General features: G+C 67.5%; 14 protein-coding genes. 7 read left to right on the forward strand and 7 right to left on the reverse strand.

Annotated features, from left to right (window positions below; translation table 11 throughout):
• Nucleotides 1-168 precede the first annotated feature (168 nt).
• The 4 genes from nadB to BW39_RS21010 form a co-directional block, all read right to left on the reverse strand.
• Entirely contained in the window at nucleotides 169-1,671 is a 1,503-nt protein-coding gene (gene nadB, locus BW39_RS20995) for an L-aspartate oxidase (RefSeq protein WP_043824024.1), read from the reverse strand.
• 10 nt (nucleotides 1,672-1,681) lie between these two features.
• A complete protein-coding gene (gene nadA, locus BW39_RS21000; RefSeq protein WP_043824025.1) occupies nucleotides 1,682-2,815 on the reverse strand; it encodes a quinolinate synthase NadA in 1,134 nt (377 codons plus the stop codon).
• A gap of 143 nt (nucleotides 2,816-2,958) precedes the next feature.
• The gene (locus BW39_RS21005; protein WP_043824027.1) at nucleotides 2,959-4,710 is read right to left on the reverse strand and encodes a sensor domain-containing diguanylate cyclase; all 1,752 of its coding nucleotides are present in this window, start codon (nucleotides 4,708-4,710) and stop codon (nucleotides 2,959-2,961) included.
• 15 nt (nucleotides 4,711-4,725) lie between these two features.
• Nucleotides 4,726-5,673, reverse strand: coding sequence for a delta(1)-pyrroline-2-carboxylate reductase family protein (locus tag BW39_RS21010; protein WP_043824029.1), 948 nt, complete (start codon nucleotides 5,671-5,673; stop codon nucleotides 4,726-4,728).
• 101 nt (nucleotides 5,674-5,774) lie between these two features.
• Here BW39_RS21010 and BW39_RS21015 point away from each other — a divergent pair, with 101 nt between their 5' ends.
• The 3 genes from BW39_RS21015 (at nucleotide 5,775) to BW39_RS21025 (ending at nucleotide 8,852) form a co-directional block, all read left to right on the forward strand.
• Complete coding sequence (locus BW39_RS21015) at nucleotides 5,775-6,131, forward strand: hypothetical protein (RefSeq protein ID WP_224986416.1); 357 nt, start codon at nucleotides 5,775-5,777, stop codon at nucleotides 6,129-6,131.
• Between the two features lie 108 nt (nucleotides 6,132-6,239).
• On the forward strand, nucleotides 6,240-7,118 hold the full coding sequence (gene ypfJ, locus BW39_RS21020; RefSeq protein WP_012204077.1) for a KPN_02809 family neutral zinc metallopeptidase: 879 nt from the start codon (nucleotides 6,240-6,242) through the stop codon (nucleotides 7,116-7,118).
• Between the two features lie 219 nt (nucleotides 7,119-7,337).
• The gene (locus tag BW39_RS21025) at nucleotides 7,338-8,852 is read left to right on the forward strand and encodes a DEAD/DEAH box helicase (RefSeq protein ID WP_043824030.1); all 1,515 of its coding nucleotides are present in this window, start codon (nucleotides 7,338-7,340) and stop codon (nucleotides 8,850-8,852) included.
• An 85-nt stretch (nucleotides 8,853-8,937) separates the two neighbouring features.
• Here the strand turns inward: BW39_RS21025 and BW39_RS21030 are convergent, their stop codons facing one another.
• On the reverse strand, nucleotides 8,938-9,783 hold the full coding sequence (locus tag BW39_RS21030) for a symmetrical bis(5'-nucleosyl)-tetraphosphatase (protein WP_043824032.1): 846 nt from the start codon (nucleotides 9,781-9,783) through the stop codon (nucleotides 8,938-8,940).
• 24 nt (nucleotides 9,784-9,807) lie between these two features.
• Here BW39_RS21030 and BW39_RS21035 point away from each other — a divergent pair, with 24 nt between their 5' ends.
• The 4 genes from BW39_RS21035 to BW39_RS21045 all read left to right on the forward strand — a co-directional run bounded on the left by BW39_RS21035 (nucleotide 9,808) and on the right by BW39_RS21045 (nucleotide 13,098).
• Nucleotides 9,808-11,121 carry a hemolysin family protein gene (locus BW39_RS21035; protein WP_012204080.1) on the forward strand — a complete coding sequence of 438 codons (1,314 nt, stop codon included), beginning with the start codon at nucleotides 9,808-9,810 and terminating at the stop codon, nucleotides 11,119-11,121.
• Between the two features lie 100 nt (nucleotides 11,122-11,221).
• On the forward strand, nucleotides 11,222-11,512 hold the full coding sequence (locus BW39_RS21040) for an H-NS histone family protein (RefSeq protein WP_012204081.1): 291 nt from the start codon (nucleotides 11,222-11,224) through the stop codon (nucleotides 11,510-11,512).
• A gap of 123 nt (nucleotides 11,513-11,635) precedes the next feature.
• Complete coding sequence (locus tag BW39_RS31270) at nucleotides 11,636-11,815, forward strand: hypothetical protein (protein WP_152547291.1); 180 nt, start codon at nucleotides 11,636-11,638, stop codon at nucleotides 11,813-11,815.
• A gap of 74 nt (nucleotides 11,816-11,889) precedes the next feature.
• Complete coding sequence (locus BW39_RS21045) at nucleotides 11,890-13,098, forward strand: FAD-dependent monooxygenase (RefSeq protein WP_013803678.1); 1,209 nt, start codon at nucleotides 11,890-11,892, stop codon at nucleotides 13,096-13,098.
• 18 nt (nucleotides 13,099-13,116) lie between these two features.
• On the opposite strand, the gene BW39_RS21050 is transcribed toward BW39_RS21045, so the two are convergent.
• Nucleotides 13,117-14,418: an MFS transporter gene (locus BW39_RS21050; protein ID WP_043824035.1), complete on the reverse strand. Its 1,302-nt coding sequence runs from the start codon at nucleotides 14,416-14,418 to the stop codon at nucleotides 13,117-13,119.
• A 91-nt stretch (nucleotides 14,419-14,509) separates the two neighbouring features.
• Nucleotides 14,510-15,385: a tryptophan 2,3-dioxygenase gene (gene kynA, locus BW39_RS21055; RefSeq protein ID WP_034391164.1), complete on the reverse strand. Its 876-nt coding sequence runs from the start codon at nucleotides 15,383-15,385 to the stop codon at nucleotides 14,510-14,512.
• Nucleotides 15,386-15,411 lie beyond the last annotated feature (26 nt).

Here is a 15,411-nt window from a genome sequence, read left to right on the forward strand (position 1 = left end):
GGCGGGCCGCCCCAAGATGAAAAGCAGCCCCCTCGGGGGGGCAGCGGACCTTGCGCAGCAGGGGGAGCGTGGGGGCCATTTTTCATCGCCGGGCCGCCCCAAGATGAAAAGCAGCCCCCTCGGGGGGCAGCGGACCTTGCGCAGCAAGGGGAGCGTGGGGGCCATTTTTCATTCCACCAGCGCCAGGGCGGTATCGATGCGCGAATGCGCACCGCAGCTCTCGCGCCGTGCGGCGGCAGCCGTGGCCATGAGCCAGCAGGCATCGAGCTGATTGCGCAGCGCATGGCCTGCGGCAGGTGCCAGCCTTTCACGCCATGCCGCAATGCGCTGCACGGCCTGCGCCAGGCCCTGGTCGCTGCGCTGTATGCCCACGCAGTCCTGCATGAGCTGGCGCAACTCCTGCGCGATGGCTGCCGTGTCCTGATCCTGTGCGCCGGCCTGCAGGGTTTCGGTCGGCTGGGCCGGCGCAGGGGCGGCAGCCGGCTGCTGCGCGATGGCCTGGGCGGCTGCGCGCCCCATCACCACGCATTCGAGCAGCGAATTGCTGGCCAGCCGGTTGGCGCCGTGCAGGCCGGTGCGCGCCACCTCGCCAATGGCGCGCAGGCCATCGACATCCGTGCGCCCGTCGATGCCGGCCAGCACGCCGCCGCAGGCGTAGTGGGCGCAGGGGGCGACGGGAATCGGCTGCGTGGCAATGTCGATGCCATGGCTGGCGCACAGGGCCATCACACCGGGGAAATGCGACTGCAGCCAGGCACGTGGCCGGTGGGTGATGTCCAGGTGCACGAAGGCCAGGCCATGGCGGTCCATCTCGTGCCGGATGGCCCGGGCCACGATGTCGCGCGGCGCCAGTTCAGCCCGCTCGTCATGGACAGGCATGAAGCGCGTGCCGTCCGGCAGGCGCAGCAGGGCGCCTTCTCCACGCAATGCCTCCGAGACCAGGCCGGCCGCACGGCCGCCCACCTGCAGGGCCGTGGGATGGAACTGCATGAACTCCAGGTCGCCCACGCGGCAGCCTGCGCGCCAGGCCATGGCCACGCCGTCGCCCGTGGCGGTGGCCGGGTTGGTGGTGGCGGGATAGACCTGCCCCAGCCCGCCCGTGGCCAGCACGGTATGCGCGGCATGCCAGCGCTGCTGGCGGCCATCGGGCAGGCGCACCAGCGCGCCTGTGCAGTGCGCAGGCTGTCCTTCGGTCAGCAGGTCCAGCGCGCTGGTGTGCTCATGCAAATCGATGTTCGCGCGCTCCCGGCAGGCGTGCAGCAGGGCGGCGTGCACGGCCTGGCCGGTGCAGTCGGCGGCATGCACGATGCGGCGGCGACCGTGGCCGCCCTCGCGCGTGAGGTGCAGGCCACCGCTGTCGTCACGCGTGAAAGGCACGCCGTGGGCCACCAGCCAATCGATGGCGGCAGGCGCCTGCTCGAGGATGGCGCGCACGGCCTGTGCATCGCACTGGCCTGCGCCCGCGACCAGGGTGTCTGCCAGGTGTTCGTCGATGCTGTCCTGTGCATCCAGCACGGCGGCAATGCCGCCCTGGGCCCAGGCGCTGGCGCATTCCTCGGCCGCGCCCTTGCTGAGCAGTGCCACGCGCAGATGCGGCGGCAGCGACAGGGCGGCGGCCATGCCGGCCAGGCCGGCGCCGATGATCAGTACGTCTGTGCAAGGCTGTGTCATGGCGCTGTCCTCAGGCGGGACCGAAATGCTGGAAGAGCGCTGCATCGCGCGCAAGGTCTCCGCTGGCGCGCACGGGCTGGCGGTGGCCTGCGGCAAAGGCCAGCATGCGTTCGATGGGGCGGCGCGCGGCCTGGGCAATGGCGGGGTCCACCTCGATGGCGCACAGGCCCTGCTCCAGCGCCAGTTCCACGCCCTGCAGGCTGTTCATCGCCATCCAGGGGCACATGGCGCAGCTCTTGCAGGTGGCGCCCTGGCCGGCCGTGGGCGCCGGCAGGAAGGTCTTGCCCGGGTAGCGCATGCGCATGTCGTGCAGGATGCCCTGGTCGGTGGCGACGATGAAGGTGTCGGTGGGCAGCCGGCCAGCCGCGTTGATGAGCTGGGTGGTGGAGCCCACCACATCGGCCTGGGCGGCCACGGCGGCCGGCGACTCGGGGTGCACGAGGATGGCGGCCTGCGGGTGCTCCAGCGCCATGGCGGCCAGTTCGTCAGCCTTGAATTCGTCATGGACCAGGCAGGAGCCATGCCACAGCAGCATGTCGGCGCCGGTCTGGCGCTGGATGTGGGCGCCCAGGTGGCGGTCGGGAGCCCAGAGGATTTTCTCGCCGCAGGCGTGCAGGTGGGCCACGATGTCCTGTCCCACCGACGAGGTGACGACCCAGTCGGCGCGCGCCTTCACCGCCGCGCTGGTATTGGCGTAGACCACGACCGTGCGGTCGGGATGGGCGTCGCAAAAGGCGCTGAACTCGTCTGCCGGGCAGCCCAGGTCCAGCGAGCAGCTGGCGTCGTCGTCGGGCATGAGCACCCGCTTTTCCGGGCTGAGGATCTTGGCGGTCTCTCCCATGAAGCGCACGCCGGCCACGACCAGGGTGCTGGCCTGGTGCTGGGCGCCGAAGCGCGCCATCTCCAGCGAATCGCCCACGCAGCCGCCGGTCTCGCGCGCCAGGTCCTGCAGTTCGCCGTCCACGTAGTAATGGGCCACGAGCACGGCATCGCGCTCGTGCAGCAGGGCGCGTATGCGCTCGGCGGTCCGAAGGCGCTGGGCGCGGTCAAGTTCGGGAGGAATGCGGGCCCAGGCCTCGCCGATGCCGCACTGGCCGGCGAGGGAGAAATGGGGCTTGTCGTACTGCACGGATTTGAGCTGCATGGTGGCCGTCCGGGACTGTGGAAAGGGCTGGTGATGGCTGCGAATAATATGCTCAATTTGAGTATTAGTGTGGTGTTTTTTGCCGCACAGGTGTTTTGCGGCAGTCAGGAAATCGAGGGTGGGAAAAGCGGCGCGGGGCCGCCTCAGCGCTGCAGCTGCACGTTGTTGCGGCCTGCACCCTTGGCCTCGTACAGCGCTTCGTCGCCACGGCGCAGCATGGCGGTGGCCGTGTCCGTGGTGCCGCGCAGCGTGGCTACGCCCACGCTGGCGGTGACGGGCTCGCCGTGGGCCATGGGCGTGGAGGCCAGCAGTTCGCGCAGTTGCTCGGCAATGACCACGGCGGCATCGGCCGTGGTGTCGGGCAGCAGGGCCAGGAATTCCTCGCCCCCCATGCGGGCCAGCACGTCGGACTCGCGCAGCCGCATGCGGAAGGCGCGCGCCAGGGTGCGCAGCACGGCGTCGCCCATGTCGTGGCCGTGCTGGTCGTTGATGCGCTTGAAGTAGTCCACGTCGATGACGAGCACGCTCAAGGGGCGGCCGCTGCGGCGCGCCAGCGCCATGGCGAAGTCCAGCTGGAAATCGAAGCCCCGGCGGTTGAGCAGGCCCGTGAGCGGGTCGCTGCGCGCCTGGTGCTCCAGTTCGGCATTGGCCTGCTGCAGCTGCAGCGTGCGCTCGCGCACCTGGCGCTCCATGGCCTCGTTGGCCGAGCGCAACTGGGCAATGCTGCCGCGCAGCGCCTGCGAAAGGCGATGCACTTCGCGGCTGCTGTGCAACTGCGGGATGTCGGAGGCCGCACCGCTTCCGTCGATGCCATTGGCGGCACGGGCCAGGCGCTTGAGATCCTGGCTCAGCCTGCGCGCCACCAGCCAGGCGATGACGGCGGCCACCAGCGCGGCTGCCAGGCCGCCGGCCAGCACCTGGTGCATGGCCTGCCGCGCGGGCGCGTAGGCGCTGTCATGCGGCTGGCGGGCCACGATGTGCCAGCCCATGGCGGTTGCCCGGTTGTGGGCCTGCAGCGGCACGGTAGCCGTCAGAAAGCTCTGCGGGCTGTCCTGCCAGCGCGCCACCTGTACGGGCTGCAGCGTGGCATCGGCCGTATCGGCAGACACGGTGTGGGCCACCGGCAGGCGCTGGTCCAGGGCCAGCAACGGCTCCAGGCTGTCGCCCGGCGCGTGGATGAGCCGTCCACGCCGGTCGAAGATGAACAGGCCGATCTGCCGGTCGGCGCTGTCGGCCTGCTGCAGGGTCTGCATGGTTTCGCGCACCCATTCCCAGCTGCTGTGCATGCACAGCACGCCCTGGGTGAGATCGCCCACGCGAATGGGCGCCGCGAAGTCCATGAACCGGCGCGGCGCGCCGTCGGCCGCAGGCGGCAGCAAGGCGGACATCACAGGCGAGGAGGCGCGCACATCGCCCACATGGACGCGCTGCAGGCCCGGCTCGAACCAGGGCCGGTCGCTGACATCGAGGCCCACCAGCACCTGGTCGGTCGCGCTGCGCACCGTGCCCTCGGCGTCGGCCACGCCGATCCAGAGGTTGGTGGGCGTCAGTGAACGGGCGCGGTTGAGCAGTGCGCCCACGCCCGGGGCCTCCAGCCCCTGGATCCAGAGCTCCGGCGAGGCGGCCAGCACTTCCACGGTATGGGCGCGGCTGAACAGGCCATCGGACAGCTGCCGGGCGGCGTTGGAGGCCATGGCATGCAGCGAGGCGCTGACCTCGCGCTCCATGCGCCAGCGCAGCAGCTCGCCGAATGCCAGCGACATCAGCACCGTCACGCCCACCAGCAGCGAGCCGAAGACCAGGGCCAGTTGCGTGCGCAGGCCCAGGCGCTGCCAGCGACTGGGCGCGGTGCTGGAAGCCGGGGCGGGGGAATCCGGGGGGAAAAGCTCGTTCAACGCAGAAATCCGCTTTCAACTGTTCTGGAGTGCGGCCCGGCGCATGGCCAGGCGGGTGGCTGCAAGATCCCAGCCACCCCAGCCGCAGCATTTGAACAGCACGGGCGAATCCGAGCGCGGCCATTGCTCGCGCACCACCTGCTCCAGCGTGGGCAGGGCGGCGACATCGATGCCGGCCTGCAGCAGGTCACCGGCCTCATGCAGCGCATCCCCGGTATCGACCACCACGCGGCCCGACTGCAGCAAGCCCTGGCACAGGCCGGGTGCCAGCTCCACCATCTGCGGCGTGAAGGCGCCCACGGCCGAGATGAAGGCATCGCTGCGCGGCGCCTCGCGCAGCACCACGGCCCGGGCGGGCGTGCAGGTCACGATCAGCGGGCAGTGGCGCGCCGCCGCCTCCACATCCTGCACGGCGGTGGCCTGCAGTCCCATGGCCCGGGCCTGGTCGACCAGCGCCTGGGCGCTCTGCGCGCTGCGCGATGCCACCTGAACCTCGCGCACGCCCAGGCCTGCGGCAAAGGCCTGCAAATGGGCCAGGCCCTGCACGCCGGCGCCCACGATCAGCAACGGACCCTGCGGATTCGGCGCCAGCCTTTGCGCGGCCAGCAGCGATACGGCGGCCGTGCGCCGCGCCGTGACCGTGGGGCCGTCCAGGATCAGGCGGCGCTCGCCCGTGGCCACGTCGAAGACCACCACATCCCCCTGGATGGTGGCGCGCGGCGTGCCGGCGTTGCCGGGCGTGAAGCTGATCAGCTTGGTCATGGCCACCTGGCCGTCGGTGGCGGGCATGCAAAACAGGCTGCCACCGGCCGGCAGGGGCATCACGATACGCGCCGGCACCTGCGCTGCCTGGGGCAGCAGCAGCAGGGCGGCGATCTCTTCGGCCAGTTCGTTCCAGGGCAACAGCCCGGCCGTGGCCTGGGCGTCAAGGGCGGTGGAGGAGGGCATGCTGGAATGGCTCATGGCCGCGACTGTACACAGTAGGCTTGGATCGACCAATTCACGATGTGTCCAGTGCTGCGCACAGGCCCGTGAGGGCCTGCGCAGGCACTACGATGTCGCCTATGTCACAAAAGCCTTCTTATCCGCGCGAAGAGCCCCGCTGGGACGGTTCGGCGCGGCCCGAAGCTCCGCGCAAGGAATCGGCCCCGCGCTATGAGCAGCAGCGGCGCGGACCCGCGCCCGAGCCGTGGCAGCGCGAGCAGCCGCCCAGCGAGCAGGCTCCCGCGCCCCGCCGGCCCGGCGAGCCTGCACGCGAGCGGCGCAGGCGCGGCGGATGGGGGCTGGGCCTGGCGGTCGTCATCGGCCTGGGCATCGTCGCCGCGCTGCTGGCCGCCATGGTGCTGGTGGCCCGCGAGCAGGTCCTGCGCAGCCAGGCGCCACCGGCCACCGCCCCCATGGCGGTGCAGCCCGTGCGCTGATACACGCCGTATCATTGCCGCAGCTGCGGTCGCTGCAGTCCCGCAGCTTCCGACGTAATATCGCCGCCCGATGCTGCAGGCTGCAGCACAGATCCAGGAGTGAACACCATGAGATGGGATGGCAACCGCGAATCGGACAATGTGGAAGACCGCCGTGACGAGGGTGGCGGTGGCGGCGGCCCCGTCTTCGGCGGACGCAGCATAGGCATTGGCACCATCGTCATCGCCCTGGTCGGCGGCTGGGTGCTGGGCATCAACCCGCTGACCATCCTGGGTGCGCTCAGCGGCGGCTCGCCGGTGCAGGTGCAGCAGCCTCAGGGCCCGGCCCATAAGCCGCCGGCCGATGACAAGCTCGCCCGCTTTGTCTCCACCGTGCTGGCCGATACCGAAGATGTCTGGCGCGATGTGTTCCGCCAGGGCGGCGCCCAATATACCGATCCCAAGCTCGTGCTGTTCCGTGGCGCAACGCCCACGGCCTGCGGCACGGGGCAGTCGGCCATGGGGCCCTTCTACTGCCCTGCCGACCAGAAGGTGTATATCGACCTGGGCTTCTACGAAACGCTCAAGAACCAGCTGGGCGCGCCCGGCGATTTCGCCCAGGCCTATGTGATTGCCCACGAGGTGGGCCATCACGTGCAGAACCTGCTGGGCATCAGCGCCCAGGTGGACCGCGCCCGTGGCCGCGTCAGCAAGGTCGAATACAACCACCTGTCGGTCAAGCTGGAACTGCAGGCCGATTGCCTGGCAGGCGTCTGGGCGAACCGCGCGCAAAGCGCCCGCCAGATCCTGGAGCAGGGCGATGTGGAGTCGGCCATGAATGCGGCATCCAAGATCGGCGACGACGCCCTGCAGCGCGCAGGCGGCGGCGCCGTGGTGCCGGACAGCTTCACGCACGGCACCAGCGCCCAGCGCCAGCGCTGGTTCAGCACCGGCCTGCGTACCGGCAGCGTCAAGTCCTGCGACACTTTTTCGGCCGCTTCCCTCTGAGAAGTACCCCCACGCTCGCCTTGCTGTTCAAGGTTCGCCGGCCCCTGCGAGGGGCCGCTTTTTCATCTGGAGGCTGCCCGGCGACGAAAAAATGCCCGCATTGCGGGCCCTCATACCGGGTTTTTGCGGGTTGCGCTCACACAACGCCATGCTTGTCCAGGTGCCAATTGGCGTTATTGCAACGCACAAATCGCGCTAGGTGCGACAATAGCGCTCTCAATGACAAGCTCTTTCTCCAATCTCCAGCTGGCTGAGTCCCTGGCGCGCGCCGTGGCCGACATGGGCTACGAGTCCATGACGCCCATCCAGGCACAGGCCATTCCGGTCGTTCTGACCGGCAAGGATGTCATGGGCGCCGCCCAGACCGGCACAGGCAAGACGGCGGCGTTCTCGCTGCCGTTGCTGCAGCGGCTGATGCGCCACGAAAATACCTCCGCTTCGCCTGCACGCCACCCCGTGCGGGCGTTGGTGCTTTTGCCCACACGCGAACTGGCAGACCAGGTGGCCCAGCAGATCGCCCAGTATGCGAAGTACACCAAGCTGCGCAGCACCGTGGTGTTCGGCGGCATGGACATGAAGCCGCAGACGCTGGAGCTCAAGAAGGGCGTCGAGGTGCTGGTGGCCACGCCGGGCCGTCTGCTTGACCACATCGAAGCCAAGAACGCCGTGCTCAACCAGGTCGAGTACGTGGTGCTGGACGAGGCGGACCGCATGCTGGACATCGGCTTTTTGCCCGATCTGCAGCGCATCCTGTCCCACTTGCCCAAGACACGCACCACCTTGCTGTTCAGCGCCACCTTCTCGCCCGAGATCAAGCGCCTGGCCAGCAGCTACCTGCAGGACCCCGTCACCATCGAAGTGGCCCGCCCCAACGAGACGGCTTCCACGGTGGAGCAGCGCTTCTACAGCGTCAGCGACGACGACAAGCGCTATGCGCTGCGCTCCCTGCTCAAGCAGCGCGACATCCGCCAGGCCTTCGTCTTCTCCAACAGCAAGCTGGGCTGTGCGCGCCTGACGCGTGCCCTGGAGCGTGATGGCCTGCGCGCAACGGCGCTGCACGGCGACAAGAGCCAGGACGAGCGCCTGAAGGCGCTTGAAGCCTTCAAGCGCGGCGAGGTGGATCTGCTGGTGTGTACCGATGTCGCGGCCCGTGGCCTGGACATCAAGGACGTGCCGGCCGTCTTCAACTACGACGTGCCCTTCAACGCCGAAGACTATGTGCACCGCATCGGCCGCACGGGCCGTGCAGGCGCCTCCGGCATTGCCGTGACCCTGGTGACCAACCACGATGCGCGCCTGGTGGGCGAGATCGAGAAGCTCATCAAGAAGAAGATCAACGTCGAGCCCTGCCCCATGGAAGATTTCCGTGGCAGCGCACCGCGTGGTCACCGTTTTGACGAGCTGCCGCGCCAAAGCAGCGGCGGCTACGGTCGTGAACGCGATCGCGGCGCCGAGCGTGGCGATCGCGGCGGTGATGCGTCGCGGGGCAGTTCCGGTTTTGGCCATCGCGGCTCGCGCATGGCCCAGCGCCCGGCGCACTCGGACCCGTTCTTCGACAAGCCCTACGAGGCAACCGCCAGCGTCGATGCGAGCTGGGACAGCCAGGGTGCTGCCGCGCCCAAGGCGGGCAGCGGCATCAAGCCCAAGCGCAAGCTGGCCGCGCTGTTCAAGGCGCCTGTTGCGCCTGTCGCGCCGGTCCCGCCTGTGGCACCCGTTGCCACTTCCGAGGTCTGAGCGCCGCGCAAGCCGCCTGCCTCACGATAAACGCCTGCCTTGCAGGCGTTTTTTCATGGGCGCTCGCTCATCGGAGTCGTCCAGGTCAGCCCGGGGCCTGCGCCTGCGGGCAGTCCACCTGGATCAGTTCCCGGTCCGCCAGGTGATCGCCGAAACGCATCATGCTCAGGCAGCCGCCCCAGACGCAGCCGGTGTCCAGCGCCACCAGGTCGGGCCGGCTGATGTGGCCCAGCGTGGACCAGTGGCCAAACGCAATCGTTGCGCTCGCCGTGGCGCGGCCCGGCACATCGAACCAGGGCATGAGGCCGGGTGCCGCCTGCTCGGCCGACTCGGTGCTGTCGAAATCCATGACACCCTGTGCGGTGCAAAAGCGCAGCCGGGTCAAGGCGTTGACGATGACCCGCAGGCGCTCCCAACCCTGCAGGTCGGGTGACCAGCGATCGGGCTGGTTGCCGTACATGGCCTGCAAGAAATCGGGCAACTGCTTGCTGCGCAGTACCGCATGCACCTCGCCCGCCAGCGCCATCACGTCCTGGCTGCTCCACTGCGGCAGCACGCCGGCATGGACCATCAGCAGTTCCTCGCCATGCGCCATGCGGTGGCTGCGCGCCAGCGGCTGGTGGCGCAGCCAGTCCAGCAACTGGTCGCGGTCGGGCGCATCCAGCACCCGGGCCAGCGTGTCGCGCCGGCTGCTGCGGCGCACGCCCTGGGCGGCGGCCAGCAGGTGCAGGTCATGGTTGCCCAGCAGGGCGCGCATGGAGTCGCCGGCGGCCATGCAGGTGCGCAGCACCTTGTCCGATTCCGGGCCGCGGTTCACAAGGTCGCCCAGGATGTACAAGGTATCGCGGCTGGCGGAGAAGTCCACGCGGTGCAGCAGGCGCTCAAAGGCGTCGTGGCATCCCTGGATATCGCCGATACAGTAAAGTGCCATGGTCTTCTTTCTGATATACGAACCATGGATTTTCTGCTGATCGCGTTGCTTACGCTGCTCAATGGGGTGTTTGCAATGTCCGAATTGGCACTGGCCTCCAGCCGCAAGGCTCGGTTGGTGGCACTGGCTGAAACAGGCGACAAGGGTGCGGTGGCAGCACTGGCCTTGCTCGAAAACCCCACGCAATTTCTTTCTTCGGTGCAGGTGGGCATCACCTCCATCGGCCTGCTCAACGGCATTTTGGGCGAGGCGGCCTTCAGTGACGGGCTGGCCGCATGGCTGCTGGGCCTGGGAATTCCGGAACGCGCGGCCAGCATTTCTGCCACGGCGCTCGTCGTGACCGTGATCACCTTCGTCACCATCGTCTTCGGCGAGCTGGTGCCAAAGCGCATAGGCCAGCTTTATCCCGAAACCGTGGCCACGGTGGTTTCCCGGCCCATGACCTGGGTGGCGTCGGCCGCAAAGCCCTTTGTGCGGCTGCTGGCCTTTTCCACGCGCGCCATGCTGACTCTGCTGCGCATCAATGAATCCGCAGCGCGCGCCGTGACCGAAGAGGAAATCGTGGCAAGCCTGGCCGAAGGGCGGGATGCCGGGGTGATCGAGGCCAACGAGCACCAGATGGTGCAAAACGTCTTTCACCTCGATGACCGCTCACTGACGTCGATCATGGTCCCGCGCGGCGACGTGCAATGGCTGGACGCCGACATGACCGTCACCGAGGCATTGCAGGCCTCGGCCGACGACCACTCGAAGGGCGGGCATTCCTGGTACCCGGTGTGCCGCAATTCGCTGGATGACGTGGTAGGCATCATCAGCGTGGCGCGCCTGCTGGCATTGGGCTCGGATGCCGCCGGCACCACGCTGTACGAACATGTGCTGCCGGCTTCTTTCCTGCCCGAGACGCTCAGCGCCATGGAGCTGCTGGAGCAATTGCGTGCCCGGTCCGGGCGCATGGTGTTTGTGGTGGATGAATATGGCGTGGTGCAGGGCATCATGACGCCCCGGGATTTGCTCGAGGCGATTACCGGCGAGTTACAGCCTGTGACCGAGGCAGAAGCCTGGGCCATGCAGCGTGAGGATGGCTCATGGCTATTGGACGGTCTGATGCCCATATCGGAGCTGAAGGCGCGCCTCGATATTCGAGATCTTCCCGATGAGCACCGCGGCCGATACAACACCGTGGCGGGGCTTCTCATGGCAGAAAGCGGTCATTTGCCCATTCTGGGGGAACGGGTCAGCTGTGCGGGCTGGATCTTCGAGGTCATCGATCTCGATGGCAAACGCATTGACAAGGTGCTGGCCATATCGGATTTATCCGAGAACTACTCTTCGCAATAGGCAGCAGCGATATTGTGGGTTTTGCTTACATGCGTCTTGCGCCATGGGCTGATTATGTTTTTATAATGAAAGCTCTTAAACTACTTTCAAGGCGCATACCATGAGCTCTTACAAGGAACTGCTGAAGCAGCGACAGGAACTGGAGCAACAGATCCAGGAAGCACGCAAGCGCGAGCTTGCCGACGCCGTGGGACAGGTTCGCAACTTGATTGCCGAATATGGTCTGACTGCCGATGACGTGTTTCCTGCAGCTCGTGGTCGTACCGCTGGCACAACCGGCGCCAAAGTGGCTCCCAAGTACCGCGATCCCGCAACCGGCCAAACCTGGACCGGACGCGGCAAGCCGCCAAAGTGGATTCAGAATCAGGACCGTGAGAAATTTGTCATCTGATTTTCCCGTCGCGCATGAAAGAGCCCGCCCAGTGCGGGCTTTTTTCATTGTCACAGCCATTTGTCAAAAGATTGTCTCAGTTGAGAATCTCTATCATCCGCGGCGTAAAGTGTGGATCCGTGTATGGACATTTCCAGAGCGGCGATGCAAAGGCCGATTTTTGGCCGCACCGCACAGGTGATGGTGGGGCGATGTCCTTTATGGCAGTCTGGTGCGTGGCGAGATGCCCGTTTTTGGGATCTTGATGCGCCTCAATGCCTGGGGGATGCGCGCATGTTTCAGAAGATTCCGAGCATTCTTTGATTTTCTTCAGCGGTGTCCGACTTGAATAATCAGGCCCCGGCCGCCATGGGTGGCGGCAGGGGCACAATACGCACATGAACAAGCAGGTGTTGATTGCCGGCGGCGGCATTGGTGGCCTGGCCGCCGCCATCGGTGCGTCGCGGGCGGGTTGGGAAGTGCGTCTTTTCGAGCAGGCGCCCGCGCTCAGTGAAGTGGGCGCCGGAATCCAGATCGGTCCGAATGTCGTGCGGCGGCTTCAGGCCTGGGGCCTGCAAAAACCGCTGCAGCAGGTGGTGGCATTGCCGGGCAGCCTGCGCGTGCGCAGCGCAGTCACCGGGCAGGAATTGGCGCACATGCCCTTGGGCAGCGAGTCCGTGCAACGCTATGGCGCGGCCTACGCCACCATCCACCGGGCCGATCTGCAGCAATTGCTGCGGGAAGCCGCTCAGACTTATCCGGGCATGCACCTGAACCTGGGCCAGCCCATCGAGAGCTTTTCCGAGACCGACGGCGTGGTCACCGTGCGAACCCGGGCCGGCAAGCTGATAGAAGGCGATGCCCTGGTCGCCGCCGACGGCGTGCGCAGCGTTCTGCGCCAGCAGTTGCTGGGCGACGGCCCGCCGCGTGTCACCGGGCACCTGGCCTACCGCGCCCTGGTGCACCAGGCCCAGCTGCCCAAGCGCCTGCGGGCCACCGATGTCACGGCCTGGCTGGGCTCGCGCATGCATGCCATCCAGTACCCCGTGCGCCGGGGCGAGCTGCAGAACCTGGTGATCATCATCCAGGGCCCGGCGCCCGAGGATCTGGCGAACTGGGACCATGCGGGCAATCTTGACGATCTGGTGCGGGTGCTGCAGGGCAGTTGCCCCCAGCTGCTGGACCTGGTCCAGCATGTGCCTGCAGCCGGTGGCGACTGGCGGCTGTGGCCGGTGGGCGACCGCCCGCCCGTGCAATCGGCCGCGCAGATGGCGCGCGGCGTGGTGGCCTTGCTGGGCGATGCGGCCCATCCCATGCGCCCCTATCTGGCCCAGGGCGCCGGCATGGCGATTGAAGATGCAGCCGAGCTGCAGCGCGCCCTGTCCATGCACGATCTCGACGTCAACATGCGCCTGCGCCGCTACGCGCTCAACCGCTGGCAGCGCAACGCGCGCGTGCAGGCACGCTCGCAGCGCAACGGCCGCATCTTCCATGCCACGGGTCCCGTGCGCTGGGGGCGTGACCTGTCGCTGCGCCTGCTGGGCTCCCGGCTGATGGATCTGCCCTGGCTGTACCGTGGCGATGGCTCGGCCGCCAACGCCTTGTAGAGGCACAGACTCCGGCCGCTAGGCGGCGGATGCCTGGCGCAGCAGCGGCGAGGAGGGCAGGAAACGGAACGCGGTCGACGCGCCCACCAGCGTGGCTGCAATCGAGATCATCACGGCCTTGTAGGGCTCCACGCCCCAGGCCTCGGCCCAGGCGGCGACCCAGCCCGTGAACCATTGCACCAGGGCCACGCCCAGGAACATGGCCATGGTGAACAGCGACAGTGCGCGGCCGGTCATCTCTGGGGGGTAGGAAGCGCGCACATCGGCGTACTGCAGCACCGAATAGCCCGACAGCAGGCCCATGGCGAAGATCAGCGCCACATTGGTCCAGCCATGGTGCAAAAAGGCCATGAGCATGAACAGGCTGCCCATGAGCAGCGAGTAATTGGTGAGCCAGCGCCGGCGCCGTCCTGGGCCGGGGTCCATGCGCCCGAAAATCGCGGGGCTGAACAGCGAGATCATCGATACGACCAGCGCCACATTGCCGCTTTCCACCAGCGAAAAGCCATAGCGATGGATGAGCAGCGGCCCCAGCCACAGGCCGCGCAGCGCCAGAAACGATGCATAGCAGGCCATGGCCAGCAGGACGATCCCCAGCGTGTGCGGCAGCGTGAACAGCTCGGCCATGCGGCGTGCCGCCACGCCCCAGCTTTCCCGTGCGGCGGTCTGTGCTCCGCTGCGGGCGGGCTCGTGCACGCGCCACCAGATCAGCAGCCACGACAGGGCCGACATCACGGCCAGCAGCGCAAAGCCCGAGCGCCAGCCGAAATGCTGGACCAGCCAGGCCAGTGGCGTGCCTGTGAACAGCAGCCCCAGTCCACCGACACCCATGCCCACGCCCGACAGAAAGGCAAAGCGGTCCATGGGAAAGTGGCGCGAGATGAACATGGTGCAGGCCAGAAAGGCGGGCGAGCAGCCCACGCCGATCAGCAACTGGCCCACCATCAGCCAGCCGTAGTTGGGTGCGGCGGCGGACAGTGCCGACCCCGCAATCGCCAGCGGAAACGACAGCAGCACCGTGCGCCGCAGACCGTAGAGGTCCATGCCGATGCCCATCAGCAGCTGGGCCACACCGAAGGACAGTCCGAACAGGCCGGCGAAGGCCCCCAGCGACTGGGCCGTGAGCCCGAAATCCTGCTGAAGACCCGTGGCCATGACCGAGGTGGTGGTGCGAAAGGCCTGGCTCAGCGCAAAGGCCGAGAGCAGGGCCAGAAGCATGGCCCACAGCAGTTGGCTGCGCGGCGGCGGTGCTGCGGGGGAGGTCTGCGAAGCCTCTGTGTGTATGTTGTTGTGTGGGGGCTGTTGTGGCGCTGCGGACACGGTATTTCTCCTGGCGCCGCAGCTTACCCGTTTGCGCGCCTGCGCGCTGTCGCCACCGCAGCGGTCTGCCGTCGGTGGCGCCCGCCAGTTCTTACAGCTCGGTGCGCAGCGCCCAGATTTCGGGGAACAGCACCACGTCCAGCATCTTGCGCAGATAGCTGACGCCGCCGGTGCCGCCCGTGCCGCGCTTGAAGCCGATGACGCGCTCCACCGTGGTCAGATGGCGGAAGCGCCACAGGCGGAAGGCGTCCTCGATGTCGGCCAGCTTTTCGCCGAGCTGGTACAGGTCCCAGTGCTTGTGGGGATCGCGGTAGACGGTGATCCAGGCCTGCTTGACGCCCTCGCTGGCCTCGTAGGGCTGGGTCCAGTCGCGCTCCAGCCGGTCGGCGGGCACGTCGATGCCTTCGCGCGCCAGCAGCTGCAGGGATACGTCGTAGAGCGAGGGCGAGCGCCATGCCGCCTCCACCTGGGCCAGCAGGTCGGGCCTGTGGGCATGGGGCTGGAGCATGGCGGCGTTCTTGTTGCCCAGGGAGAACTCGATGCAGCGGTACTGGTAGCTCTGGAAGCCGCTGGAGTTGGCCAGGTAGGGGCGCATGGCCGTGTACTCGGGCGGGGTCATGGTGGACAGAACGGTCCAGGCGCTGACCAGTTGCTCCATGATGCGGCTCACGCGGGCCAGCATCTTGAAGGCGTCGGCACGCGTGCCGCCTGCGATGGCGGCCGTGGCGGCTCGGACCTCATGCAGCATCAGCTTCATCCACAGCTCGCTGGTCTGGTGCTGGATGATGAACAGCATCTCGTCATGCGCGGGCGACAGCGGATGCTGTGCCGTGAGGATCTGGTCCAGGTGCAGGTAATCGCCATAGCTCATGGACTGGCTGAAGTCCAACTGGGCGCGCTCCTCTTTGACGATGGATTCAGTGCGGCCGGGGCTGTTCATGGGGCAGCCGGAGTGTTCGGTGGTCATGTGGGAGTCTCGCAAGTCTCGACGCG

Source organism: Delftia sp. RIT313 (assembly GCF_000632165.1).
Lineage (GTDB): Bacteria > Pseudomonadota > Gammaproteobacteria > Burkholderiales > Burkholderiaceae_C > Comamonas > Comamonas acidovorans.